Consider the following 24,514-nt stretch of genomic DNA (forward strand, 5'->3'; position numbering starts at 1 on the left):
GTACAGCATCCCGTGGTGGTTGTGTGGGCGTCGCAGACCGGCAACGCGGAGGAGTTCGCCGCCGAATGCGCCCGCCAACTCGAGGAGGCCGGCCACGGCACGCACCTGACCAGCATGGACGACTACGACGTCGCGGGCCTCGCCGACGTCCGCGATCTCCTGATCATCACCAGCACATTCGGCGACGGCGACGCCCCCGACAACGGCAGCAGTTTCTGGTCGGCGCTCAGCAGCGACGAGGCGCCGAGGCTGTCGCAGACCCGCTACGCCGTCCTGGCTTTCGGTGACTCGAACTACGACGACTTCTGCGGGCACGGCAAGCGGATCGACGCCCGGTTGGAGCAACTCGAGGCGAAGCGGCTGACCGAGCGCGTCGACTGCGAACCCGACTACGAGGACCAGGCGCGTCAGTGGCTGACCCAGGTGCAGAACCTGGTCCGCGAGCGTGCGGCCGGCGGTGCTGCCGCGGCCGCCCCGGCGCCCGCCGCACCCGCAGCGAAGAAGGCGGCGACGTTCACCCGGAAGTCCCCCCTCGTCACCCGGCTGACGAGGAACATCCCGCTCAGCGCGGCCGGTTCGTCGAAGGACGTGCGGCAGTTCGGTTTCGAGGTGAGCGATCCGGAATTCTCCTACGAGGCGGGAGACGCCCTCGGTGTGTGGCCCACCAACAGCGACGCCGTCGTCGACGAGTGGCTGAAGGTCACCCGATCGATCCCGGACACTCCCGTCACACTGCCGGACCTGCCGGAGATGACGCTGCGGGAGGCGCTGCGCACGAAGCTCGAGATCACCAAGGTGACGCCAGAACTGCTGCGGTTCGTGCAGAGCCGCACGCAGGACACCGAATTGGCGCGACTGCTGCGCCCGCACAACAAGATCGCGCTCCAGCAGTGGTTGTGGGGGCGGCAGTCGATGGACGTGCTGGCGCAGTACGAAGTCGACGCCGACGCGGAGGAGTGGCTGGGCGTTCTCAAGCGTCTCCAGCCGCGGCTGTACTCGATCTCGTCGAGCCCCAAGGTGGACCCGGGTGAGGTGCAGCTGACCGTCTCCGCGGTGCGCTACAACCATGAGGGCAAGAACCGGTCCGGGGTGTGCTCGACGTTCCTCGCCGATCACTGCGACGACGCCGACGTGCCGATCTTCGTGCAGAAGTCGGCGCACTTCCGTCCCCCGCAGGCCGCCGATGCGCCGATGATCATGGTCGGCCCCGGCACCGGGATCGCACCGTTCCGCGGATTTCTGCACGAACGCAGGGAATTGGGTCACACGGGTAAGAACTGGATGTTCTTCGGTGAGCAGCACGAGGCAACCGACTTCTACTACCGCGAGGAGATGGAAGCTATGCACCGCGACGGATTTCTCACCCACCTCGATGCGGCGTTCTCCCGGGACCAGCGGCAGAAGATCTATGTGCAGGACCGCATTCGCGAACACGGCGCCAAGCTGTGGGGCTGGATGCAGGAGGGTGCCTCCCTGTACGTCTGCGGCGACGCCAGCCGCATGGCGAAGGACGTCGACGAGACGGTCCGCGAAGTCGTCCGTACCCACGGACGCCTCGACGAAGAGGACACCGAGCTGTACATGAAGCAGCTCGCGACCGACAAACGCTACGTGCGGGACGTGTACTGATCCGCATCTGCGGAATCCTCCACTTGATCGGTCCGCATTTGCCGACATAGGATGTCGGTCATGACGCATGCGCGGACGATCTCCGGATGACGGGTATCCGAATACGACAGGCCGCGGAACTACTCGGCGTCAGCGACGACACCGTCCGGCGGTGGATCGACAACGGCAGCCTTGCGGCGGACAAGGACGAGTCGGGCCGCAAGGTGATCGACGGTCCCGCCCTCGCCGAATTCGCGCGCGCCAACGCGTCGAAATCGCCCGACCTGCTCGGATCGGAATCCTCGGCGCGCAACCGATTCACCGGCATCGTCACCGCGGTCGTGATGGACAAGGTGATGGCCCAGGTCGAGATGCAGTGCGGGCCTTTCCGTGTCGTTTCCCTGATGAGCAGTGAAGCCGTCCGCGACCTCGGGCTCGAGCCCGGCAAGGTCGCGGTAGCCGTCGTCAAGTCGACCACGGTGATCGTCGAAACTCCTGGAGGAATTTCATGAAGATGTCCTGGCGCCGGGTCACGACGGGGGCTGCCGCGGCCGCACTCGGTCTGGGTCTTCTCACCGGTTGCGGTTCGAACGACGACAGCGGCGCCTCGGGTTCGGCCGAGTCGACGTCCGCGGCCGCGTCGGGCGGCGACATCACGGTGTTCGCCGCGGCGTCGCTGAAAAGCACGTTCACCGAACTCGGCGAGATGTTCGAGACCGCGAACCCCGGATCCCACGTGGAGTTCAGCTTCGCGGGTTCCTCCGACCTCGCCGCGCAACTCGACCAGGGCGCCACCGCCGACGTGTTCGCGTCCGCCGACACCAACAACATGACGAAGGTCGTCGACGCCGGACTCGTCCAGGGAACCCCCGTCGACTTCGCGACCAACACGCTGACCATCGTCACGGCACCCGGAAACCCCAAGGGCATCACGTCCTTCGCGGACCTGAACCGTGAGGGCACGCTCGTCGTCACGTGTGCTCCGCAGGTTCCGTGCGGATCCGCGACGCAGAAGGTCGAGACGGCTTCGGGTGTCGACCTCACCCCCGTCAGCGAGGAGTCGTCGGTCACCGACGTGCTGAACAAGGTGACGGCCGGTCAGGCGGACGCCGGACTCGTGTACGTCACCGACGCGGCCGGGGCCGGCGACAAGGTGACCGCCGTGCCCTTCCCGGAGGCCGCGCAGGCCGTGAACACCTATCCGATTGCCGCGCTGTCCGCTTCGAAGCAGCCCGACGCCGCGCAGGGCTTCATCGACCTCGTCACCGGACCCGACGGCCAGGCGGTGCTGGCGAAGGCCGGATTCGCCCAGCCGTGATCCGAGCGCCGCGCGTCAAGGTCCCGTCCGGGCTCCCGGGCTGGATCTTCGTGCCCGCAGCGGTGGGCGGCCTGTTCGTCGTCCTGCCGCTGTTCGCGATGCTGGCGAGTGTCGACTGGACGCGCTTCTTCGAACTGGTCACGTCGGAATCGTCGCTCGCGGCGCTGGAACTGAGTGTGCGCACCGCCGCCGCGAGTACCGCCCTGTGCATCCTGCTGGGTGTTCCGATGGCGGCGGTGCTGTCCCGCAGCAGCTTTCGCGGCCTCGAGGTGCTGCGGTCGCTGGTGCTGCTGCCCCTGGTGCTCCCGCCGGTGGTCGGGGGTATCGCCCTGCTCTACACGTTCGGCCGGAAGGGTCTGATCGGGCAGCACCTCGAGGTCGCAGGCATCCACATCGCGTTCACCACCACGGCCGTGGTGCTCGCACAGACCTTCGTCGCGCTGCCGTTCCTGGTGGTGAGCCTCGAAGGATCGCTGCGGACCGCGGGCAGACGGTACGAGCACGCCGCCGCCACGCTCGGCGCGAGTCCCACCACCGTCTTCCGGCGGGTGACGCTCCCCCTGGTGCTGCCCGGACTGGTGTCCGGTTCGGTGCTGGCGTTCGCGCGGGCGCTCGGCGAGTTCGGGGCGACGTTGACGTTCGCGGGCAGTCTGCAGGGTGTCACGAGAACCCTGCCGCTCGAGATCTACCTGCAGCGTGAGACGGACGCGGATGCGGCCGTGGCACTGTCGCTGGTGCTGGTGATCGTCGCGGTCGTCATCGTGGTGGGTTCGCGGGGCTGGGCGTCGAGGGCGGCCCTGTGACCGGCCTGAGCGTCGACGCCCGGGTCGCCGCACGCGGCGTCGAGGTGGGATTCGACCTCGCCGAGGGCGAGGTGCTGGCCGTCCTCGGACCGAACGGCGCAGGCAAGTCGACGGCACTGTCGGTGGTCGCGGGCCTGGTCCGCCCCGACGCCGGACGGGTCGAACTGAACGGCCGGGTGCTCACCGACACCGAACGCGGCATCGCGGTGCCGCCGCACCGTCGCGGGATCGCGCTGCTCGCGCAGCAGGCACTGCTGTTTCCGCATCTGACGGTGGCCGCGAATGTGGCGTTCGCGCCGCGCAGTTCGGGCCGCGGGCGCCGGGAGTCCCGGGCAGTCGCAGAGAAGTGGCTGGACGCGGTCGACGCGACCCAGTTCGCCGACCGCCGTCCGCACGAGTTGTCCGGGGGGCAGGCGCAGCGGGTCGCCGTGGCCCGGGCGCTCGCCGCGGAACCGCAGGCGCTGCTGCTCGACGAACCCATGTCCGCCCTCGACGTGGCTGCGGCCCCCGCCCTGCGGGTGCTGCTCAGGCGGGTGCTGCGGGAGGGCGATCGGACCGCGGTCGTGGTCACCCACGACGTCCTCGACGCGTTGGCGCTGGCGGACCGGGTGATCGTCGTCGAGGGCGGACGGGTCGTCGAATCCGGTTCGGTGCGCGACGTGTTGACGCGGCCGCGCAGTGCGTTCGCCGCGCGGATCGCCGGACTCAACCTCGTTCCCGTGTTCGCGGCGCAGGACGGGTTCGAGACCGAGGCGGGTGTCCGCATGCACGGCCTGCTCGACGCCGACTTCGCCGGGGGCGCGCCGGCTGTCGCGGTGTTCGCGCCGCATTCGGTGGCCGTCCACCGACGCTCTCCGGAAGGCAGTCCGCGCAACGTCTTCCAGGTGACCATCTCGGAGATCGAGGTGCGCGGGCCCACGGTCCGCGTGCGCGCCGCCGAAGCCGGGGGCAGGCTCGAACTGAGCGCCGACGTGACGGCCGCGTCCGTGGCGGAACTCGATCTGGTACCCGGCCTCGACGTGTACTTCGTCGTCAAGGCCACCGAGGTTGCGCTCCACACCGTGCGTACTTGTTAACCGCCCGACGTTGACAAGTACTCACGGGTGCAGGGACGCGTGCATCAGGTAGACGTTGTAGCTGTCCCACTCCGAGATCGTGAAATACAGGTCCTCGTCCGTCGACCACGGATGGATGAAGCCGCCGTACGCCTTCGGGTAGTCGGCCGTGTCGACGAGCGTCGCCGCGTCCGACCACACGCCCTGCGGGCTCGACGACTGCCGCAGGATGATCGAACCGCCGACGGGTTCGAGGTAGCTCATCTGCCACGTGTCCGAGGCCGCGTCGTAGCGCACCGACAACTCGCTGGCGACCCCGCCGACGATCGGGGTCGCGAGGTGCCGGGACACCGGCGTCCACGTGCCGTCCGACCAGTACTGGTACGACGTGGTGTTGAGTACCTGGTCGACCGGTACCCGGGCCAGGCCGATTGTGCCGATCCGCCCGTTGGGGGTGCCGAACATGTACACGTAGTCGCCGTGCGGCACCATCGCGGACACCTGGAACCGGGCGCCGAAGATGTTGTCCCACTTGGCGTGCTGATCCTTGGTCCAGGTCTGCCCGTTGTCGTCGGAGTAGGCGATGCCACCGTAGTTCGTGTACCACATGCCGGGAACGATGCTCCAGCGCTTCACCGACATGTAGCTGAGGTACTGACGGTCACCGATCGCGAATCCCGACGTGGGGATGGTGGTCGTCTCGAAATTGTTGATGTGCCTGCTGTCGATGATCTCGGCGGCGTGGCATCGGCTGTCCTGGACCATGCTGTCGATGGTCATGCCGTCGGACAGGTCGGTGTCGGTGCTGTGGCCGAGAACGTTGCTCCGCCAGTCCTCGCCGAACGCACCGGGCGGGGCCCAGTCCTTGCCGAACGTGTCACCGAACGCGACCGCCACTTCGCCGGGCTTCGTTTCCCAGGTGATGCCGAGGTCGGTGCCGTCCACCTGCCAGCGCTTGTCGGTCCGGTTCTCGGAACCCTGTCCGGTCAGCTGCGACACCAGCCGGACGTCGCCGACGCCCGGCTTCGCGATCGCCGCGGTGAGGGAACCACGCACGGCCGGGTTGATCTGGACCGGCGGCGCCGGCTGCGGGTCGGGCCCCGGACCGCCGGGAACGGGAATGGGGATGGTCTCGGGCCGCGGATCGATCGAGATCTTCGGGATGGTCAGCGCACTCGACCCCGATGACTCCGATGACCCTGACGACCCTGCCGAACCCGACGCGCCCGGACCGGTTTCCGGTTCGTCGACGTCGTCGGTGAGGTCGGGGCACGGGTCCGCGCACGGGTCGGCCGGAAGGTCCTGGGCGACGCGGGTCTGGTCGACGCGCGGTCCGGGAACGGGGACGGGCACGAAGTCGGGGTACGGGATCGGGATGCTCACGGTCGGCGGGATCGGGGGCAGCAGTGGCCCGCCCGGGTTCGGCGGCTCCTTCGCCGGGTTGAATCCGGTCTCGCCGCAGGCGTTCACCGGGAGCCACGGCAGCGTCTCGGCTGACGCAGGGGCGGTGACACCGATCGTCGCGGCGACGACGGCGGCAACGCACAGGGGTACTCCGGACACGGACCAGGACTTGTCGACCACGGGACCCCTCCACATCGGTGGTCGGAGTGACGGTGGACCGACCTGCACGCGCGGGGTCGAAGATAACACCGGGGGACGGCATCCGCGGCGCACGCGCCCGGCCCGTCCGGTTGCGGTCCGGTCACGGCGCGGTGTCACCGCCGCAGCGGAATTCGCGACCCGATCCGGTGGTCGGCACGGCCGGGGCCATTGACGCCTGCGCCGAAGCCGGGCACAGTGGGTTGGGATTTCAAACTTACCGAGCGTTCGACGAGGAGAACACACGATGACCGATCTGACCCGCGAGGCGGCGAGCGCCTTCGTCGTCGCAGCCGGACTGGAAATCGACGAGGTGTCGGGAACGAAGGTGGTCGGCCACATCGACCTGTCCGCCGACCATCACACGCCGTGGGGAGTCGTGCACGGCGGCGTCTACACGACGGCGGTCGAATCGGCCGCGAGCATCGGCGCGAGCACGGCCGTCGCCGACCGCGGTCAGTTCGCGGTGGGTGTGCACAACGGCACCGACTTCCTGCGGGCCCGCACCGAGGGGCGGGTCGACGTGGTCGCGGTGCCGATCCAGCAGGGCCGCGTGCAGCAGTTGTGGTCGGTGGTGATCACGGCGTCCGACACCGGCAAGGAGGTGGCTCGCGGTCAGGTCCGCCTGCAGAACGTGCCGATGCCGGGGTCGGAATAAGCCCGGTCCTCAGGCAGGTTCGCGCCGGGTGTTGAACAGGACGGCGACCAGCCCGAGACCGTAGAACGCCCCGCCCGCCAGTACCAGTGCGAGTGATCGGCCGTCGGGCGCGATCACGAGCGACGCGGCGGCGATCGACCCGATGAACGCCACGTTGAACACGGTGTCCTGAAGCGCGAACACCTGTCCCCTGCGGTCGTCCTCGATCTCGATCTGCATCGCCGCGTCGCCGCTGAGTTTGATGGACTGCCCGGCGAATCCGAGCAGCAGTGCACCGCACAGCAGCGACGCCTGCGTGAGGGTCGCGACGAACGTGCACTGCACGACGAGGGCGAGGATCAGGCCGCCGACGATGGTGCGAGACCGTCCGATGCGCGGAATGAGAAACGGCGTCGAGATCGCTGCCAGCAGCATGCCCGTGGCGGTGGCGCCGACGGCGACACCGAAACCGGCCAGGCCGCCCGGCAGGGCGCTGACGGTGGCGGTGTCGCGCAGCACCAGAACCATGATCAACGTATTGACGCCGAACACGATCCGGTGTGTGCCGATTCCGATCATCGCGGTGGTGACGCCCGGAGAATGCCACACGGCGAGCGCCCCGTTGCGCAGTCCGGCGGCGACGGCGCGGACGGCTCCGTATTCGGGTTTCTCGTCGGCGTGCGGACCGAGGAGTCGATGGTGGAAGCGCGACGCCGCGAACGCGGCCACCGCGGAACCGCACGCGGCGGCCGCCACGGCGATTCCGGAGCCGCGGTCACCGGCGCCCACGAACGAGATGATGGCGACGGACGTCGCGGCCCCCAGCGCGGCGACGACGGAGCCGGTGGTGGCGAGCACCGAATTGGTGGCCACGAGCCAGGACCGGTGCACCACGCGCGGCAGCGCCGCCGAGACTCCCGCGAGAACGAACCGGCTCACACCGATGGCGGCGAGGGCGAGCACGAGGAGCGCGGATTCGCCGGTCCCGGTCTCCAGCAGCGCGGCGGTCACCAGAATCAGCAGTCCGCGCAGCACATTCGCCCACAGCAGCACGTTGCGGCGGTCCCAGCGGTCCAGGAGTGCGCCCGCGTACGGTCCGATCACCGAATACGGCAGCAGCAGCACCGCGAAGCCGGCGGCGATCGCGACCGGATCCGTCTCCCGCTCGGGGTTGAACAGAATCGCGCCACCGAGTGCGGCCTGGAACATGCCGTCGCCGAGTTGGCTGGCGAATCGCACGGTGGCGAGACGGGCCAGCCCGGGTGACCGCCGGAGCGTGTACGCCGTTCTGCGCCACGCCGCACGCCGGTCCCCGAGCTGTTTCGCCATTCACAGGACCCTATCCGGCGGCCGCGACCGACCTGTCCTGCCACCACCGGACGGTCTCCTCGGCAGCCCGGTCGAGTGGCGTCGGGGCCAGTCCGAGGCGGGCCTCGCTCTCGGACGAGTCCATCACGAACGGCTCCTCGAACTGGTACAGCATCTCCGCGAGTTCGCGGGTCCCCTGGTGGACGAGCCCGCCGCCGCGGATCACCCAGCCGGGCAGGGTGCCCACCTTCGGGGCGGGAACCCCGGCGGCCTTCGCGTAGGCCTCGACCATCTGCCGCTGCGTGACGGCCGGCGCGGTCGGGGCGTGCAGCACCGAGTTCCACAGTGCCGGGTCGTGGGCGGCGGCGATCATCGCGGCCGCGAAGTCGTGGATGTACGTGAACGAGTGGGGCAGGTCGGCGGAACCGAGGACGCGCATCGTCTTGCCCGCGAGGACGACGGGCACCATGCGCTCGCCGGCGTGCGCGTTCAGCACCCGCGGTCCGAAGAAGTCGGACGCGACGACGCTGACGGTGGGCGTCGAGGATTCGGCGCGGGCCTTCAGCAACCGGGTCCGGATGCCGCGCTTGCCGGAGTCGGCCGACCGCGGCGTGTGCTCGGTCATCGGCTGCTCAGACGTGTCGTAGGAGTAGAGGCTCTCGGGGAACACGACGACCGCGCCGACGCGTCCGGCGGCCTCGAGGACCGTCTGTTCGGCGGCGGGGAGTTCGCGCTCCCAGGCGTCGGCGTTGTAGGCGGCGTGGATGCAGTGGTAGACGGCGGTCGCTCCGCCGAATGCCTCCCGCAGGGCGGCGGCGTCGGAGACGTCGACCTTCCGTCGCTCGATCAGGGGATGGTCCGGGCCGCTGCCCGAGCGGGTGAGAACCCGCACCCGGCGGCCCTGTTCCGCGAGCTGCGTGGCGACGGTCCAGCCGACGGGTCCTGCTCCGGTGACGATCTCGAGGTTCGACATTTCTGCTCCCGCTGAGTGAGTCGTTTTCGGTGATTCGAGAGCACTGCTCTCTGTAATTCGAGAATGCTCTCCCGCGCCCGCGATGTCAAGAGCAGTGCTCTCTTTTGTTGACACTGCTCTCTGAAATTGCGACGCTGGACCCATGCCGGTCACACCACGAGAGCGCGCCCGCGAGCAGACGTTGCAGGACATCACGAGGATCGGTCGCGAACAGCTGGCCGCGGTCGGGGGTGCGGCCCTGTCGCTGCGGGCCGTCGCACGGGACCTCGGCGTGGTGTCCTCCGCCGTCTACCGGTACGTCAAGAGCCGTGACGAACTGCTGACGCTGCTCGTCGTCGACGGATACAACGAACTCGGCGACGCCGTGGAAGCGGCCGTGGCGTCCGCGGCCGGACCGCGGGAGCAGTTCCTGGCGCTCGGACGTGCGGTGCGGGAGTGGGCGCTGCGCGAGCCCGCCCGCTACGGATTGCTGTTCGGCAGCCCGGTTCCCGGTTACGACGCGCCCGGGGAGCAGACGACGACTCCGGGGACGCGGGTGATCTACGCGCTCGTCGGGATCTTCGACAACGCGTTCCGGGCGGGCGAACTCGCGGCGGACGCGGCGGCGCCCATCGACGACCGGCTCGCCGCCGACCTCGACCGCGTGCGCGCCGAACTCGGCCTCACCACACCCGACCATCTGCTCGCCCGCGGCGTGCTGGTGTGGTCGGCGCTGTTCGGGGCCGTGAACTTCGAGGTGTTCGGACAGTACGGCGCCGACACCTTCACCACACCGGGCGCGCTGTTCGAGCACCACCTCGCGGTTCTCGCCGAGACGGCGGGGCTGCCCCCGGCCTAAACCGGCGAACCGGACGCAGGTCGCGTCCTCCGACACATCGCGTTCGCCGCGGTGGGATGATGTTCAGGTGGCGCACGCAGAAGAACCCGAAGATCGAACGGCGTCGACGGAACCGGTGGTCCGGCCCGGCAGCCTGTTGGTCTCGTCCACAGATCTCGTCGAACCCGCTTTCCGTCGCACCGTGATCTACGTGATCGAGCACAACGAGGCCGGAAGCCTCGGTGTGGTCATCAACCGTCCCAGTGAAACCGCCGTCCACGACGTGCTGCCACAGTGGGCGCCGCTCACCGCGCGCCCGTCCGCCCTGTACGTCGGCGGTCCCGTCAAACGTGACGCCGCACTGTGCCTGGCGACGCTGCGCACCGGGGCGCAGGCCGACGGCGTCCCCGGCCTGCGCCGGGTCCACGGCCGCGTGGTGATGGTCGATCTGGACTCCGACCCCGAGGTCGTCGCCCCGCTGGTGGAAGGTGTCCGGATCTTCGCCGGCTACTCGGGCTGGACGTACGGTCAGCTCGACTCGGAACTCCAGCGCGACGACTGGATCGTCATCTCGGCGCTCGCGTCGGACGTCGTCGCCCCCGCCCGGGTCGACGTGTGGGCGCAGGTGCTGCGCAGGCAGCCGCTCCCCCTCGCCCTGCTCGCCACCCACCCCATCGACGTCGAGAGGAACTAGACACACCCCGCGCACGTCCCTGGGCTGTCGGGGACGGGTGGTATCAACAGAGGTGGGGAACGAGAAGTGAGGAGGACAGCACACGTGATCGACACCTGTCACGGAACATTGATCGTGCACACGCTCTACGGAGCCGAATGCACCGACGAGTCGTGCGTCGAGTTGTCCGAGGTCCGGCACGCACTGATCATCGACTGCGACGAATTCGGTGACTGCGCATGCTCGGCGGAGTTCGCCGAGCAGTTGCGTCACGCGTCCTGAGAATCCACCTCGAGCGTCACCCCGACCTCCGACAGCCGGCGGCTCAGCTTCGGGAGATGGCTGCCCGGCCAGTACAGCTGCGCACAGTCCCGGCACCGGCTGAAGTGGTGTTCGTTGCGGGCGACCCCCGGCGGTGCCTCGGCGAGCGCGTCGTCGCGGGCAATCGGCGCGAGTGGCCCGTTGCATCGCGCGCACCGCGTGAACGGCGTGATCCGCGACCGAAGGTCGAAGCGGTCCAGCACTTCCCGCAGCTGCCGGCGCGGGTCCGTTTCGTGCAGGAACGCGCCGTGGGTGACCGCCGACCTCTTGAGCAGTCCCGTGTCCCGGGTGAGGACGATGCGGTGCTCGGCGAGGGAGATGTCCACCAGTTCCGTGTCGTCGAAGTCGTTGCGGTAGCGGGTGTCGAAGCCGAGCAGGCGGAGGTAGCGGGCGAGGCGGCCGAGGTGCACGTCGAGCACGAAGGCCGGGTCCCGCAACGGTCGCGGGCGCAGTGCCGTCACCCCGGTCAGGTCGAAACGCTCGAACACGGGGTACACCGCGACACGTTCGCCGCCGCGCAGGAGATGCGCGAAATCGACGGACACCTCGTCGACGAGGATCAGATCCACCTCGGTGTGCGGGACGCCCAGCGCCTCGATGCGGTCCTTCACCGACGGTGTGCCGTCGAATCGGTGCTCGAACGTGCGCTTGCGCTGCACCGGCGGCAGAAACTCGTTCAGCTCCTCGTAGAAGCGGAACTCGCAGTGGCGAAGCGGTTCGGGCATCGGCGTTTCACGTCCTCAGGCCACAGTACTGGCCGACTCGGCCCGGTCCCCACCCTTCGTGCGGACGCCCAGCACGGCGACGACGCCGCACAGGACGGCGCCGATGACCGCGAGTTCGAGAACGGCCACGTGCATGCCCTGGACGGTGATCGCGATGCCCGCGCAGATGGACGGCACCGCGAGACCGACGTAGCCGACGGTGAAGAACGCGGCGAGTGTGCCGCCCTGGGCGTCGGGGGCGTGCTCGGCGGCCGCGGCGCCCACCGCGCGCATCGCACCGGCGAACGAGAGTCCGTGTCCCACACCGACGACGACCGTCACGGCGCACAGCAGGGCGAGGGACGGCGCGAAGTCGACGACGAGCAGACCGACCATGCCCACGCCGACGGCGCCGATGCCCAGGGTTCGGCAGAGCACCGTTCCGAGCCGGTTGGCGACGAGTTGCGCCGACACCGAGCACACCATGACCAGCGCGGCGGCGCCGCCGGCGACCACCAGGTTGCTCACGTCGAGCAGGTCGATGATCCACGTCGGGACCACCGACTGGAACAGGCCGACGGCGCCCCACGCCAGCGCCACTCCGAGGGAGGACAGCCAGAACACCCGGCGGAGCGGTGCGGGGACGTGCGGCACCTGGAACAACTGGGTGGGGCGTGACTGTCCGCCGGTGGGTGCGGGGAGCAGCAGCACCAGGATCAGCGCGGGCAGGAGCGCCAGCACGAACAGCACGTACGGCAAGACCAGGGCGTGCGGAAGGTACTGCGCGACGGCGCCGCCGAAGAGCGGGCCGAGTGCCGCACCGAGCGCGGTGGTGAGGGTGGCGGCGAGACCGGCGCGCCGGAGGTTCCGGGCGGGTTCGTGCTCGATCAGGGCGGCGGAACCGGCGGCCGAACAGGCGCCGACGGCGATCCCCTGGGAGATCCGGCCGAGGAACAGCCAGACGGTCGAATCGGCGACGGCGAGGAGCACGGCGCCCAGGACGCTGAAGAAGATCGCGGCCAGCAACACGAAGCGGCGTCCGAGCGCGTCCGACAGCGGGCCGAAGAACAGCAGCGAGGGAAGCAGACCGGCGACGTAGACGGCGAAGATCAGCGTCTGGACCAGCGGGGTGAAACCGAATTCGTGGCGGTACAGCGAGTACAGCGCCGTGGGCATGTTGGAGCCGAGGAGCAGGACGACGAGGAGATAGTTCAGGCCGTGGAAGTGGCGGCCGGTGGTGCGGGCGGTGGCGGGCGGGAGGGTGTCGGCGCGAGCGGTTGACGTGGACGTGTGGGGTCGCCTCCTCGGGCTGTCCGAATATGTGAAGCTGTCCATATACATAGGACGTCCTACGTAGTGTAGGCGCCCCGGTAAGGACGAGCGAGCCGGCGAGGTGTGAGGATGAGTACATGACGGTGGTTCGGCGCGAGTCCGCGTATCAGCAGTCCCTGGACTGGATGCGCGGCAGGATCGCCGAGGGCGACTGGACGGTGGGCGGGCGCATCCCCACCGAACCCGAGCTGATGACGCTGCTCGGGGTCGGGCGCAACACCGTGCGCGAGGCCATCAAGACCCTGACGTCCACGGGCATCCTCGAGATCCGGCGGGGATCGGGGACGTTCGTGCGGGCACGCACCGACATCGGCGGGCTGCTCGGGCGGCAGGTCGCGGTCGCCGAGATGCTGAACGTCTTCGAGGTCCGGCGGGCCCTCGAGACGGAGGCCGTCCGGCTGGCGTGCGCGCGGCGCACCGAAGACGATCTGCGGTCGTTGTCCGCGCTACTCGCCGAACGGCAGCGCACGGCCGACGAGGCGTCCCGCTTCGCGGACGCCGACCTCGCGTTCCACCTCGGGGTCGTGGAGGCCGCGCACAATCCGGTGCTGTCCGACCTGTTCGCCGGGATCCTCGAACCCACCCGCGCCACGTACGACTTCACCGAGGGTGTCCACCCGCCGTCGCTGACCACCGACGACCACCACGCCGTCGTCGACGCGATCGCCGCCCGCGACGAGGACGCCGCCGTCCGCGCCGCCCTCGGCTACCTCGACCGCGTGCTCGATGCGGTGCACCAGGCCTCCGGCCCGTGAGTGGTTAGCGAGTCCCTGCACTCCTTACGCACTCACGGGCGGCGGAGCCGCCTGTCGGCGAACGCGTTGAGTGCGCCGGCCATGTCCTCGGCCCGTGCGCTGGTGACGGTCAGGCGGTCGCCGCACGCGGTCGTGACGATCACGGCGGGGCCGGTCCTCGTCACGACGCCGTAGTTGCGCCTGCCCTTCACCTTGAGTCCCCAGCCGCCGAAGTCGTCGAACGGCTTGATCACGTCGACGCGGGCGCCCTCGATCTCCTCGATCCCGTACTGCAGCGCGGTCATGCCCATGTTCACCACCCGGATGCCGGACCGGTCGACGATCACCCGGAACCGGAGCAGGCTCACGATCAGCACCCCCACCGGAACGAACACCGCGAGCGGCCACCATCCGTCGACGAGCAGGCTGACCGCGAGCGCGGGCGCGACCCCGAGAATCAGGAGCAGCACCAGCGATCCGACCGTGCCGAACCCGACCGCGTCTGCGACGGTCGCCGGGCCGTCGGCGCGCGGCAACCGTGGGTCGGGAGGATCGGTCGCGGCAACCCGGGGCCGGTAGTCGCGGAGCAGGGCGGCGCCGATCAGACCGACGACGCCGCCGATCACGACGCCGAGGCCGAGCGACCACATCGGAAGGGCGGTGTTCGCGGGGTCGGTGACGTCGAGCTGGACGGAGAGCAGCACCACCTGCACCGTGAGGATCAGGCCGACCACGGAGAGCCCGACGACGAGCATCGTGCGGCGCATAATCAGCATCGCCTGGGCGAGGGCGGCGATCGCGGCGCACCCACCGCCGAACAGGACCGTCACCAGGGCGAACGTCCAGGCGCTGGACATCGGGGTGGAGAAACCGTCCGGCGAGGTGGTGGTCCAGTGTGTCGCGATCTGCGGGGGGAGCCGCGGTTCCCAGACCGTCGTGAGGATCACCCCGGACAGCGCGGCGATCACCGGGAGCAGCAGACCGAAGACTGCGCCTGCGGGGTCGACGACGCGCGAGGAGTTCACCGGACGGGCCGTCGCCTGCCGGTCAGGACGGCTGGCAGGCGCCCTTCAGCGAGCACGCGCCGCAGGAACTGCCGCATCCGCCGGTGTCGGCGGCGGGTACCGACGCGGCGGCACGGGCACCGAGCGATCCGCCCGTTGCCGCGGTGAGTGCGGCGGCGACGACGCTGACGAGGACGGCGCCGATTCCGAAGACGCCGCCGATCAGGATTCCGGCGATTCCGCCGATGACGAGGAGCCCGGCCGCGGCGAGCAGGGTGGGCCCCGCGACCTTGTTGGCCAGCGCAAACGTCTGATCGTCGCGCATCGTTTCGGGGGTGCGGACACCCGCCCACCGGTTGCGCGGGAGGCGCTCGGCGAGGCCTGCAACGGCGACGCCGGAGACGGCGACGGCGAGCACGAACAGCACGACGGAGGCAATCAACACGCGACCAGGATACGGCGGACCCGGATGCGCAGGTGAGCCCGGGTGGGGTGAGGCTCTACCCTGGTTGTCGGTATCCCCCTGATCCGGAATGTCAGCCAAGTAGATAGCGACCACAGTGACCGAGCACGTGCAGCCCGCCAACCCGTCCGACGCGACCCCGCAGCACCGCTACACCGCGGAGCTCGCCGGCCAGATCGAGCTGCGCTGGCAGGACCGGTGGAGCGAGGAGGGCACGTTCGACGCGCCCAACCCGGTCGGCCCCCTCGCCGGTGACGTGCCTGCGGACAAGTTGTTCGTGCAGGACATGTTCCCGTACCCGTCGGGGACGGGTCTGCACGTGGGCCACCCGCTCGGCTACATCGCCACCGACGTGTTCGCCCGCTATCACCGCATGCAGGGCCACAACGTGCTGCACACCCTCGGCTACGACGCGTTCGGTCTGCCTGCCGAGCAGTACGCGGTGCAGACGGGCACGCACCCGCGGACCACCACCGAGGCCAACATCGGCAACATGAAGCGCCAGCTGCGCCGCCTCGGGCTCGGCCACGACGAGCGCCGCACGTTCGCGACCACCGACGTCGACTTCTACCACTGGACGCAGTGGATCTTCCTGCAGATCCACGACGCGTGGTTCGACAAGGAGGCCGGCAAGGCCCGGCGCATCTCCGAGCTCGAGGCCGAGTTCGTGTCGGGGGCGCGCGCCCTGGAGGACGGACGGGACTGGGCGTCGCTGTCGGTGACCGAGAAGGAAGCGGTCCTCGACTCCTATCGCCTCGTGTACCACTCCGATTCGATGGTCAACTGGTGCCCGGGGCTGGGCACGGTGCTGGCCAACGAGGAGGTCACCGCCGACGGTCGCAGCGACCGCGGCAACTTCCCCGTGTTCCGTAAGCACCTGCAGCAGTGGATGATGCGCATCACCGCGTACTCGGACCGCCTGGTGGACGACCTGGAGTACCTGGACTGGCCCGAGAAGGTCAAGACCATGCAGCGCAACTGGATCGGGCGTTCGCACGGTGCGCAGGTGAAGTTCGCCGTGACGGTCGAGCGGAGCGAGGGTGGATCCACTGCCCACGGCGTCGAGGTGTTCACGACGCGGCCGGACACGCTGTTCGGTGCCACGTACGTGACGCTGGCGCCGGAGCACGAACTGGTCGACGAGATCGTCGCGGCCGAGTGGCCCGCGGGTGTGGACCCCCGCTGGACCGGCGGTGCCGCCAGCCCGGCGGAAGCCGTTGCCGCGTACCGGAAGTCGATCGCGTCGAAGTCGGACCTCGAGCGTCAGGAATACAAGGAGAAAACGGGCGTCTTCCTCGGCACCTACGCGGTGAACCCCGTCAACGGGAACAAGCTGCCGGTGTTCATCGCCGATTACGTCCTCACCGGCTACGGCACGGGCGCCATCATGGCCGTCCCCGGCCACGATCACCGTGACTACGAGTTCGCCACCGAGTTCGGCCTCGACATCATCGAGGTGATCTCCGGCGGCGACCTGTCCAAGGACGCGTACACCGGCGACGGCACGATCGTGAACTCCGGCTTCCTGAACGGCATGTCCGTCGCCGACGCGAAGAAGGCCATCACCGAGCGGCTCGAGGCCGACGGCACCGGCAAGGGAACCATCCAGTACAAGCTGCGCGACTGGCTGTTCGCGCGGCAGCGGTACTGGGGCGAGCCGTTCCCGATCGTGTACGACGCCGAAGGAAACGCGCACGCCCTGCCGGACTCGGCTCTGCCCGTGGAGCTCCCGGAGGTCGAGGACTACGCGCCCGTGTCGTTCGATCCCGACGACGCGTCCTCGGAGCCCTCTCCCCCGCTGGCGAAGGCCGTCGACTGGGTCAACGTGGAACTCGACCTCGGCGACGGACTGCAGACGTACCGCCGCGACACCAACGTGATGCCGCAGTGGGCGGGCAGCTCGTGGTACCAGCTGCGCTACATCGACCCCACCAACCCGGACGTGTTCTGCGACAAGGAGAACGAGCGGTACTGGACGGGTCCGCGTCCGGAGATCCACGGGCCGAACGACCCCGGCGGCGTCGACCTGTACGTCGGTGGTGTCGAGCACGCGGTGCTGCACCTGCTGTACTCGCGGTTCTGGCACAAGGTGCTGTTCGACCTCGGGTACGTCAGCTCGAGCGAGCCGTACCGCCGCCTGTACAACCAGGGCTACATCCAGGCCTACGCGTACACCGATGCGCGCGGCGTGTACGTGCCCGCCGACGAGGTGGAGGAGAAGGACGGCAAGTTCTTCCACCAAGGCGTCGAGGTGAACCGCGAATACGGAAAGATGGGCAAGAGCCTCAAGAACTCCGTGTCGCCGGACGACATCTGCGAGGAGTACGGCGCCGACACGCTGCGCGTGTACGAGATGTCGATGGGTCCGCTGGACACGTCCCGTCCGTGGGCGACCAAGGACGTCGTCGGTGCGCAGCGCTTCCTGCAGCGCGCCTGGCGTGTGGTGGTCGACGAGGAGTCCGGCGCCGTGCGCGTCACCGGCGACGCCCCCACCGAGGACACGCTGCGCGCGCTGAACAAGGCGATCGCCGGTGTCAGCGAGGACTACACCGCACTGCGCGACAACACGGCCGCGGCCAAGCTGATCGAGTACACCAACCACCTCACCAAGGCGTACCCGGCCGGTGCCCCCCGGTCGGCGGTGGAACCGCTGGTGCTCATGCTCGCACCGCTGGCCCCGCACCTCGCGGAGGAACTGTGGTCGCGGCTCGGCCACGAGAAGTCGCTGGCGCACGGACCCTTCCCGGTCGCCGAGGAGAAGTGGCTCGTCGAAGACACCGTCGAGTACCCGATCCAGGTCAACGGCAAGGTCCGCAGCCGCGTGACCGTCGCCGCCGACGCGCCGCGTGAGGAGATCGAGAAGATCGCGCTCGCCGATGACAAGATCGTCGCCCTGCTCGACGGCAAGGATCCACGCAAGGTCATCGTCGTGCCGGGGAAGATGGTCAACATCGTCCTCTGACGCGTACTGCGCTCGAGGGTGTTGCGACAGGCGGTGGTGTCGACCTGTCTACCGCCCGACAGGACTGCCTGCTCGGCCGTCTGAATCCACGGCAGCGATCCGTGAGGGGTCAGGGCGTCGCAGGTGTCGGCCACGATCAGCTCACGCTGGGAGTCGGCCAAGACCGGCAGCATCGAGAACATGGCGCGTCCTTCGGCGGTGGCGGTGTCGATGCCCTGCTCGAGCACCTTCGGACCGATGCCGCACTTACGCAGGTCGTCGCTGATGGTGATTCGGCTAGTCAGCGGGGTCGGCACTCGATTTTCGTGACTTCAGGGAGCCTGTATACGCGTTTGCGCAGCATCTGAAGTTGGTGGGAGGTTCCGCTGCAGACGTATTCGACGATCCACCCGCTCGGATGGTGGTGGGCAGCGAAATCGACGATCTCACAGGCAGGATGCCGCAGCAGGTGCGCGACCTTGATCACGCCGGTGAAGTCGTCGTCGACGGTGACGCGGTGCCCAACCGACAGAGGCTCGTCACCGTCACGGGATTCGGGATCTCCTCGAAGGTGAACAGGTTCGGTGTCCAAGGCCGGCATCAGTCGCTCCCTACCGACCGGACCGAGGGCGCGAGGGTACCGGAGGGATTTCGATCGGTGCGGTTGTCGAATCGGTCGAGGTCGCGCAGTTTGTCTCGGTACAGTTCGACGTTGCGCATCTTGACCTCTTCATAGCCGCGCACCATGTCCGGCAGCGCCGCAACGGCGACGGCTGCGTCGTAGGTCTCGCCGTCGAGATGGTCGGCGATCCGGTGCAGCAGGTCGGTGTAGTCGGCGAGCAGTTGCCGTTCGACCTTGCGGACGTGGGCGTATCCGAAGGGGTCGAGTTTGGTGCCGCGCAACCTCTTACCCTTGGCCAATACCTTCAGTGCCATATGAGATTTGGGGCCGAGTCCGATCTTCTTCTTCCGGCCCAGTGCCCGCAGCGCCGGGGGGTGCAGCTTGTAGGTGAGGTTCGATCCGGCGGGGACCTCGGCGGCGACGTGGTCGAGGAACGCGGGGTCGACCAGCATGCGGGCGACCTCGTACTCGTCCTTGTAGGCGGTGAACTTGAACAGCCCTCGCGCAACGGCCTCGCTGAGGTCGGTGCGCTCGGAGACCGCGCGTTCGGCGGCCCAGATCCGCTGTACCTCGGTGACGTACCGGTGCGCGGTCTTCTCGGATTGGAACTCGACCAACTCGGCGGCGCGCAGGCGAACCAGGCGCAGCACCTCACCGTCGAGGTCGGTGCCGGCGAACAGGTGTTCCGGAACGGCAGGGGTGTTGCGGCGGGCCCGGCCGGTCACGGCGGCGTCGAAGGCGGCCGGAGTTGCGATGGCCGCGCGGCCCCACCGGAAGGCGGCGATGTTCGCGTCCACGGCGACCCCGTTGATACCGATCGCTTCCTCGATGGCCTCGGTGGGGATTCGCAGGCCGCCGGCCTGGCAGGCGGCGCCGACGAGGAGGAAGTTCGCGGCGGCGGTGTTCCCGAACAGCTTCTTGGCCGCGGCCAGGGCGTCGAAATGTTCGATCGTGCGGGAGACGGTGCCGAGCCGGCCCAGGAGGGTGGTCTCGTCCGGGTACTGCACGGCCTTGTCGTAGACCATGTCTCCGGTGGGGGTCTGACTGGTGGAGGCGACCGCGATGGTGGCGTCCGGGTCCCCGTAGGCGAGGTTCTTGTTGTCGGTTGCGGTCAGCAGGTCGAACGCGAGGATGCAGTCCGCGCTGCCGGGGGTGAGGCGGTTGGACGGCTCGAGGCGGCCGGGGCTGAACCGCAGGTGGGAGACGACGGGTCCGGCCTTCTGGCTCAGTCCGATCTGGTCGAGGCTTTCGACCTCGAGCCCGGCGCGTAGTGCGGCGGTCGCGAGGACCTGGTTGACGGTGACGATGCCGGTCCCGCCGATGCCGGCGAGGAAGACGTTCTGGGTGCCGGTGATCGTTCCGTAGTCCGGTGCCGGTGACTCCGGTGGTGTCAGTCGCTTGGTCTTCGGGGCCTTCTTGCCGGGGACGAGGTCGACGGTCACGAAGGAGGGGCAGTCGCCGTCGAGGCAGGTGTAGTCGGTGTTGCAGGAGGTTTGGTCGATGCGGGTCTTGCGACCGAATTCGGTCTCGACGGGCTGGACCGAGAGGCAGTTCGATTTCACACCGCAGTCGCCGCAGCCCTCGCATACCGCCTCGTTGATCACGACGCGGGTGGTGCGGGTGGGTAGGGTGCCGCGCTTGCGTTTGCGGCGTGCGTCGGCGGCGCAGTGCTGGTCGTAGATCAGCACGGTGACGCCCTCGACGTCGCGGAGTACCTTCTGTGCTTCGTCGAGGCGGTCGCGGTGCCACAGTGTGGTGCCTTTGGCGAGATCACGTTTGCGGTGACGTTCGGGTTCGTCGGCGCAGATGATGATCTGCTTGACCCCTTCGACGGTGAGCTTGTGGGTCAGCTGCGCCACGGTCAGCGCGCCCTCGGCGTCCTGGGCGCCGGTCATCGCGACCACGTCGTTGTAGAGCAGTTTGTAGGTGATGTTCACCCCGGCTGCGATGCAGGCCTGCAGGGCGAGTTGCCCGGAGTGGAAGAAGGTGCCGTCGCCGATGTTCTGAAACACGTGTGGCACCGAGGTGAACGGCGCTTGGCCGATCCACTGGCTGCCCTCACCGCCCATCTGGGTCAGCCCGGTCACGGCGCTGTCCTCGCGGCCGGACATGGTCACCAAGATGTGGCAGCCGATCCCGCCGCCGCCGATCGAACCGTCGGGGATGGCCGTCGACCGGTTGTGCGGGCAGCCGCTGCAGAAGTAGGCGGACCGATTCTCGGTGAGCACTTCGAGCGAAAGTGGTGCCGGCAGAGGCCGGGTCATCTCGACGTGTCCGCGCAGCGCACGCCGCAGCGGCGCGAGGATGCGGCCGGCGGTCAGTTCACCGCTGGCGGGCATGAGCAGCCGCCCGGCGGCATCCTTCTTGCCGATGACGGCGGGGGCATTGTCCTGGCCGTAGAGGATGTCACGGATCTGGGTTTCGATGAACGCCGTCTTGTCCTCGACCACGACGATCTTGGCGAGACCGGTCGCGAATTCGCGGACCGCGGTGGCGCCGACCGGGAACGCCATGCCGATGCGGAGGAGCCGAATACCCTTCTCGTGCAGCATCGTGTCGTCCACGCCGAGGTCGAGCAGGGCCTGGCGGACGGCGTCGAAGGTGGTGCCGGTGGCGGCGATCCCGACGGTGGCGGTCGCCGGGTTCACCTCGGTGATGTCGAGGGTGTTGGCGGCGTTGTAGGCCTCCACGATCGCCCAGCGCGGCCCCACGAGATCGGCCTCGGCGGGGATGATGCTGTCGGGGGCCACGGCCATCGGGCGCTGCTTGTACTGGAAGGGCTTTCCGTCGAACTTCACCTGCGGGATCACGGTGTCCAGTTCGGAGACCGCGTCGTCGACGGTCCACGCACCGTCGGCGACGTCGGCGACGATCTTCAGTGCAACCACGCAACCGGAGGCACGCGACAGTGCGACCGCGTGCATGCCCATCGTGATGATCTCGCGGGCATTGCGCGGAAAGAGCACCGGGACACCGAGCGCCGACAACGAACGTTCGCTGACCGCGGGCACCGTCGACGACTTCGACGCTGGATCGTCGCCGACGAGCAGGACCGCACCGCCGTGGGGGTTGACGCCGTAGATGTTCGCGTGCCTGATCACATCGGTGGCCCGGTCCACGCCGGGGCCCTTGCCGTACCAGACGCCGAGAACGCCGTCGTGGGTTGCTTCGCCGGCGGGCAGGTCGGTCTGACTACCCCAGACCGAGGTGGCGGCGAGCTCCTCGTTGAGTCCGGGAACGAACGTGATGTCGTTGGTGGACAACACGTCCGGCATCTCGAGCAGCATCCGGTCGACCCCGCCCAGCGGGCTGCCCTGGTAGCCGGAGATGAAGGTCCCCACGCGGCGCCCGGATCGCAGATCGCGTGCGTGCTGCTCGACGAGCAGCCGGGCAATCGCCTGGACTCCGGTCAGCAGGACCGGGCCGGCACCGGCTCGGTATCGGTCGTCGAGGTCGTAGGCGAGCGGATGATCCGTGCGGACCAGCATTTCCGTCATTGTGTAACCACCGTCCTTGTGCTGCACCGGATCGCGGCGCACTCACTCCATGCGAAAGGGGTGTGCGAGGAGTGGCGCAATCGTCAACGCAGGGTGCAAGAATCGTCAAGCGCGGCGGCTTTAACTGAGCAATATGATCAACTGGTCCGGGTGTAACTGATGCCTGAGTGAGCAGTTCTGCCAGCTCCGGCCGCCGCACAGCCCGTACTCGACTCCCGATCTCGTTCTCGCATAGTGAGATTCGACGCCGTGACGAGCCTCGATGGTATCTCATAATACGAGATGCGAGCTGCCGGAGCTTGTGTAAGCCAGCTCACAATGCTTACAGTGGCGTGTGTCACCCGGATATCACCTCGTTTACGGACGAGACGTCTCGCCACCCGGCCAGGCTCGGCCGGAGTCGCCCCGGGTCGCGCTTCCGTGCATCCGACAGAATCGGATGCAGTCACCGCGGCGCACCCGGATCGGGTGCGAAGGAGATCATCAGCATGGAAGAAATGTGTTCGAGTGCGGTCGGCGGAAACGCCTTCGGCGCTCACATCGCCGGTCCGCCTCGCCGGCGGCGCAGCGGCAGGTATGCCATCGAAGGCGCGGACGATGCGGTCGAGCCGGGTGTGGCCGACTTCCCTCCCGAAACCTTCCCGGCCCGGTAACTCCCTCGCGAGGAAACCAGTCGTCGGACATCCCGACCCTGACCACGCCTGCCACGAAAGAGCCGCATCATGATCTACACCATTTCCATCATCGTCCTTGCGCTCATCTTCACCATTGCCACCATCGCGCCGATCAACATGGGCATCCTCGCGTTCGCGGGCGCCTTCATCGTCGGCGGCTGGGTGTCGGGCATATCCATAGACGACATCGTCGACGCGTTCCCGGGTGACATCTTCCTGATCGTCGGCGGCATCACGCTGCTGTTCGCGATCGCCAAGGCGAACGGCACCATCGACGTCGTCATCGAGTCCTCTCTTCGGCTCGTCCGCGGTCGACGCTGGGCGATCGTGTGCATGATGTTCCTACTCTCGGGTCTGCTCATGGCCCTGGGATCGGTGATGGCCGCGGGCATGCTCGCCCCCATCGCGATGCCGCTGGCCGCGAAGAAGAAGATCAACCCACTGCTGATGGGTATGGCTATCAACCACGGCGCCCTCTCCTGTGCCTTCTCGCCGATCACCATCTACGGCGCGTTCGTCAACGGTCTGATGGACTCCGTGGGCATCGAGAGCAATCCGCTGGTGCTGTTCGTCGTCCCCTTCGCGCTCAACCTCCTGTTCTTCCTCGTGCTGTTCGCGATCTACGGACGCGAGCTGTTCCACGAACTGCCCGAGGATGCACCCGCCGGCGGCGAGGCTATCGATGGTGCAGGCTCCGGCGGCGTCTCGCCGACCGGCGGCCGCCGCAGCGCGACCGGCACGGCGATCACCGAACGGCCACTCGTCGCGGCGGCAGACATGGAGGCCCGCACCCGGCTGAACACCGAACGCATCGCTACCCTCGGCGCCATCGCCCTGCTGGTGCTCGGTTCGGTGTTCTTCCGCCTGGATGTCGGCGTCATGGCGGTCACCCTCAGCGCCGCATTGCTGCTGATGGCCCCGAAGAAGCACCCCAAGATCGTCGACAAGGTCGCCTGGCCGGCGGTGGTGCTCGTCTGCGGGATGCTGACCTACATGACCGTGCTGAAGATGAACGGCACACTCGACTTCCTCGGCGATGCCGCCACCGCGCTCGGCTCGCCGCTCCTGACTGCCCTCATCCTGTGCTACTCCGTCGGGATCATCTCGGCGTTCGGCTCATCGATCGGCACGCTCGGTATCGCCCTGCCCCTCGCCGCACCGATGCTGGCCATGGGCGAACTCGGCGCACTGGGATTCGTCGTCGCCCTCGCCTTCTCCGCGACCGTCGTCGACGTCAGCCCCTTCGCCACCAACGGCTCCATCGTGGTCGCCGAAGCCGAAGTTCCCGACCGAAACCGGTTCCAGCGCAAGATGCTCGGCTACTGCGGCCTCGTCGTCCTCATCGCACCGCTGCTCGCCTGGGCGCTGATAATCGTGCCCACCTCCCTCTAACCATCCCACCCGTGCAGAGGCGCCCCCGGAGTTCCC

21 protein-coding genes are annotated in these 24,514 nt (G+C 68.6%); 12 read left to right on the plus strand and 9 right to left on the minus strand.

Translation table 11 applies throughout. The annotated features are described in order from the left end of the window. The 5 genes from ACFTZB_RS22225 to ACFTZB_RS22245 form a co-directional block, all read left to right on the plus strand. Positions 1–1,629, plus strand: a 1,629-nt coding sequence (locus tag ACFTZB_RS22225; RefSeq protein ID WP_378434086.1) for a sulfite reductase flavoprotein subunit alpha, incomplete at its 5' end; no start/stop codon positions are given. 86 nt (positions 1,630–1,715) lie between these two features. After that, the gene (locus tag ACFTZB_RS22230) at positions 1,716–2,120 is read left to right on the plus strand and encodes a molybdopterin-binding protein (RefSeq protein ID WP_072942706.1); all 405 of its coding nucleotides are present in this window, start codon (positions 1,716–1,718) and stop codon (positions 2,118–2,120) included. After that, entirely contained in the window at positions 2,117–2,926 is an 810-nt protein-coding gene (gene modA / locus ACFTZB_RS22235) for a molybdate ABC transporter substrate-binding protein (protein WP_378434087.1), read from the plus strand. Before ACFTZB_RS22230 ends, modA begins: the two co-directional genes overlap by 4 nt. Beyond that, entirely contained in the window at positions 2,923–3,729 is an 807-nt protein-coding gene (locus ACFTZB_RS22240; RefSeq protein WP_378434088.1) for an ABC transporter permease, read from the plus strand. The genes modA and ACFTZB_RS22240 overlap by 4 nt, the downstream gene beginning before the upstream one ends. Beyond that, positions 3,726–4,805, plus strand: coding sequence for a sulfate/molybdate ABC transporter ATP-binding protein (locus ACFTZB_RS22245; protein WP_378434089.1), 1,080 nt, complete (start codon positions 3,726–3,728; stop codon positions 4,803–4,805). The genes ACFTZB_RS22240 and ACFTZB_RS22245 overlap by 4 nt, the downstream gene beginning before the upstream one ends. Before the next feature lie 21 nt (positions 4,806–4,826). Here ACFTZB_RS22245 and ACFTZB_RS22250 read toward each other — a convergent pair whose 3' ends face one another. Continuing rightward, positions 4,827–6,383, minus strand: a complete 1,557-nt coding sequence (locus tag ACFTZB_RS22250) for a DUF4185 domain-containing protein (RefSeq protein WP_378434090.1) — start codon at positions 6,381–6,383, stop codon at positions 4,827–4,829. 250 nt (positions 6,384–6,633) lie between these two features. Here ACFTZB_RS22250 and ACFTZB_RS22255 point away from each other — a divergent pair, with 250 nt between their 5' ends. After that, complete coding sequence (locus tag ACFTZB_RS22255) at positions 6,634–7,044, plus strand: PaaI family thioesterase (RefSeq protein WP_378434091.1); 411 nt, start codon at positions 6,634–6,636, stop codon at positions 7,042–7,044. A 9-nt stretch (positions 7,045–7,053) separates the two neighbouring features. Here the strand turns inward: ACFTZB_RS22255 and ACFTZB_RS22260 are convergent, their stop codons facing one another. Further along, positions 7,054–8,352, minus strand: coding sequence for an MFS transporter (locus tag ACFTZB_RS22260; protein ID WP_378434092.1), 1,299 nt, complete (start codon positions 8,350–8,352; stop codon positions 7,054–7,056). A gap of 10 nt (positions 8,353–8,362) precedes the next feature. Further along, positions 8,363–9,304: an NAD-dependent epimerase/dehydratase family protein gene (locus ACFTZB_RS22265; RefSeq protein WP_378434093.1), complete on the minus strand. Its 942-nt coding sequence runs from the start codon at positions 9,302–9,304 to the stop codon at positions 8,363–8,365. 142 nt (positions 9,305–9,446) lie between these two features. Between ACFTZB_RS22265 and ACFTZB_RS22270 the strand changes: the two genes are divergently transcribed. From ACFTZB_RS22270 to ACFTZB_RS22280, 3 genes are all read left to right on the plus strand, one after another. Further along, a complete protein-coding gene (locus ACFTZB_RS22270) occupies positions 9,447–10,142 on the plus strand; it encodes a TetR/AcrR family transcriptional regulator (RefSeq protein WP_378434094.1) in 696 nt (231 codons plus the stop codon). A gap of 67 nt (positions 10,143–10,209) precedes the next feature. Further along, positions 10,210–10,815, plus strand: coding sequence for a YqgE/AlgH family protein (locus ACFTZB_RS22275; protein WP_095865449.1), 606 nt, complete (start codon positions 10,210–10,212; stop codon positions 10,813–10,815). A gap of 84 nt (positions 10,816–10,899) precedes the next feature. After that, entirely contained in the window at positions 10,900–11,076 is a 177-nt protein-coding gene (locus tag ACFTZB_RS22280) for a hypothetical protein (RefSeq protein WP_179220060.1), read from the plus strand. Here ACFTZB_RS22280 and ACFTZB_RS22285 read toward each other — a convergent pair. Next, the gene (locus ACFTZB_RS22285) at positions 11,064–11,840 is read right to left on the minus strand and encodes a Mut7-C RNAse domain-containing protein (protein ID WP_378434095.1); all 777 of its coding nucleotides are present in this window, start codon (positions 11,838–11,840) and stop codon (positions 11,064–11,066) included. The two genes, ACFTZB_RS22280 and ACFTZB_RS22285, sit on opposite strands and share 13 nt — an antisense overlap. A 15-nt stretch (positions 11,841–11,855) precedes the next feature. Continuing rightward, positions 11,856–13,160: an MFS transporter gene (locus ACFTZB_RS22290; protein ID WP_378434096.1), complete on the minus strand. Its 1,305-nt coding sequence runs from the start codon at positions 13,158–13,160 to the stop codon at positions 11,856–11,858. A 68-nt stretch (positions 13,161–13,228) separates the two neighbouring features. On the opposite strand from ACFTZB_RS22290, the gene ACFTZB_RS22295 reads away from it, so the two are divergent. Continuing rightward, positions 13,229–13,906 carry a FadR/GntR family transcriptional regulator gene (locus ACFTZB_RS22295; RefSeq protein WP_378434097.1) on the plus strand — a complete coding sequence of 226 codons (678 nt, stop codon included), beginning with the start codon at positions 13,229–13,231 and terminating at the stop codon, positions 13,904–13,906. 32 nt (positions 13,907–13,938) lie between these two features. Here ACFTZB_RS22295 and ACFTZB_RS22300 read toward each other — a convergent pair whose 3' ends face one another. Then, positions 13,939–14,910, minus strand: coding sequence for a DUF1648 domain-containing protein (locus ACFTZB_RS22300; RefSeq protein ID WP_378434098.1), 972 nt, complete (start codon positions 14,908–14,910; stop codon positions 13,939–13,941). A gap of 22 nt (positions 14,911–14,932) precedes the next feature. Next, positions 14,933–15,334, minus strand: a complete 402-nt coding sequence (locus ACFTZB_RS22305; protein ID WP_072942681.1) for an SdpI family protein — start codon at positions 15,332–15,334, stop codon at positions 14,933–14,935. 115 nt (positions 15,335–15,449) lie between these two features. On the opposite strand from ACFTZB_RS22305, the gene leuS reads away from it, so the two are divergent. Continuing rightward, on the plus strand, positions 15,450–18,314 hold the full coding sequence (gene leuS / locus ACFTZB_RS22310) for a leucine--tRNA ligase (RefSeq protein WP_378434099.1): 2,865 nt from the start codon (positions 15,450–15,452) through the stop codon (positions 18,312–18,314). 280 nt (positions 18,315–18,594) lie between these two features. Here the strand turns inward: leuS and ACFTZB_RS22315 are convergent, their stop codons facing one another. Both ACFTZB_RS22315 and ACFTZB_RS22320 read right to left on the minus strand, forming a co-directional pair. Next, on the minus strand, positions 18,595–18,894 hold the full coding sequence (locus tag ACFTZB_RS22315; protein ID WP_378434100.1) for a hypothetical protein: 300 nt from the start codon (positions 18,892–18,894) through the stop codon (positions 18,595–18,597). After that, positions 18,894–22,412: an indolepyruvate ferredoxin oxidoreductase family protein gene (locus tag ACFTZB_RS22320; RefSeq protein WP_378434101.1), complete on the minus strand. Its 3,519-nt coding sequence runs from the start codon at positions 22,410–22,412 to the stop codon at positions 18,894–18,896. Before ACFTZB_RS22320 ends, ACFTZB_RS22315 begins: the two co-directional genes overlap by 1 nt. A 722-nt stretch (positions 22,413–23,134) precedes the next feature. On the opposite strand from ACFTZB_RS22320, the gene ACFTZB_RS22325 reads away from it, so the two are divergent. Then, a complete protein-coding gene (locus tag ACFTZB_RS22325; RefSeq protein WP_378434102.1) occupies positions 23,135–24,478 on the plus strand; it encodes an SLC13 family permease in 1,344 nt (447 codons plus the stop codon). Positions 24,479–24,514: the final 36 nt, after the last annotated feature.

This window comes from Rhodococcus sp. NPDC057014 (assembly GCF_042673295.1).
Taxonomy (GTDB): Bacteria; Actinomycetota; Actinomycetes; order Mycobacteriales; family Mycobacteriaceae; genus Rhodococcus_F.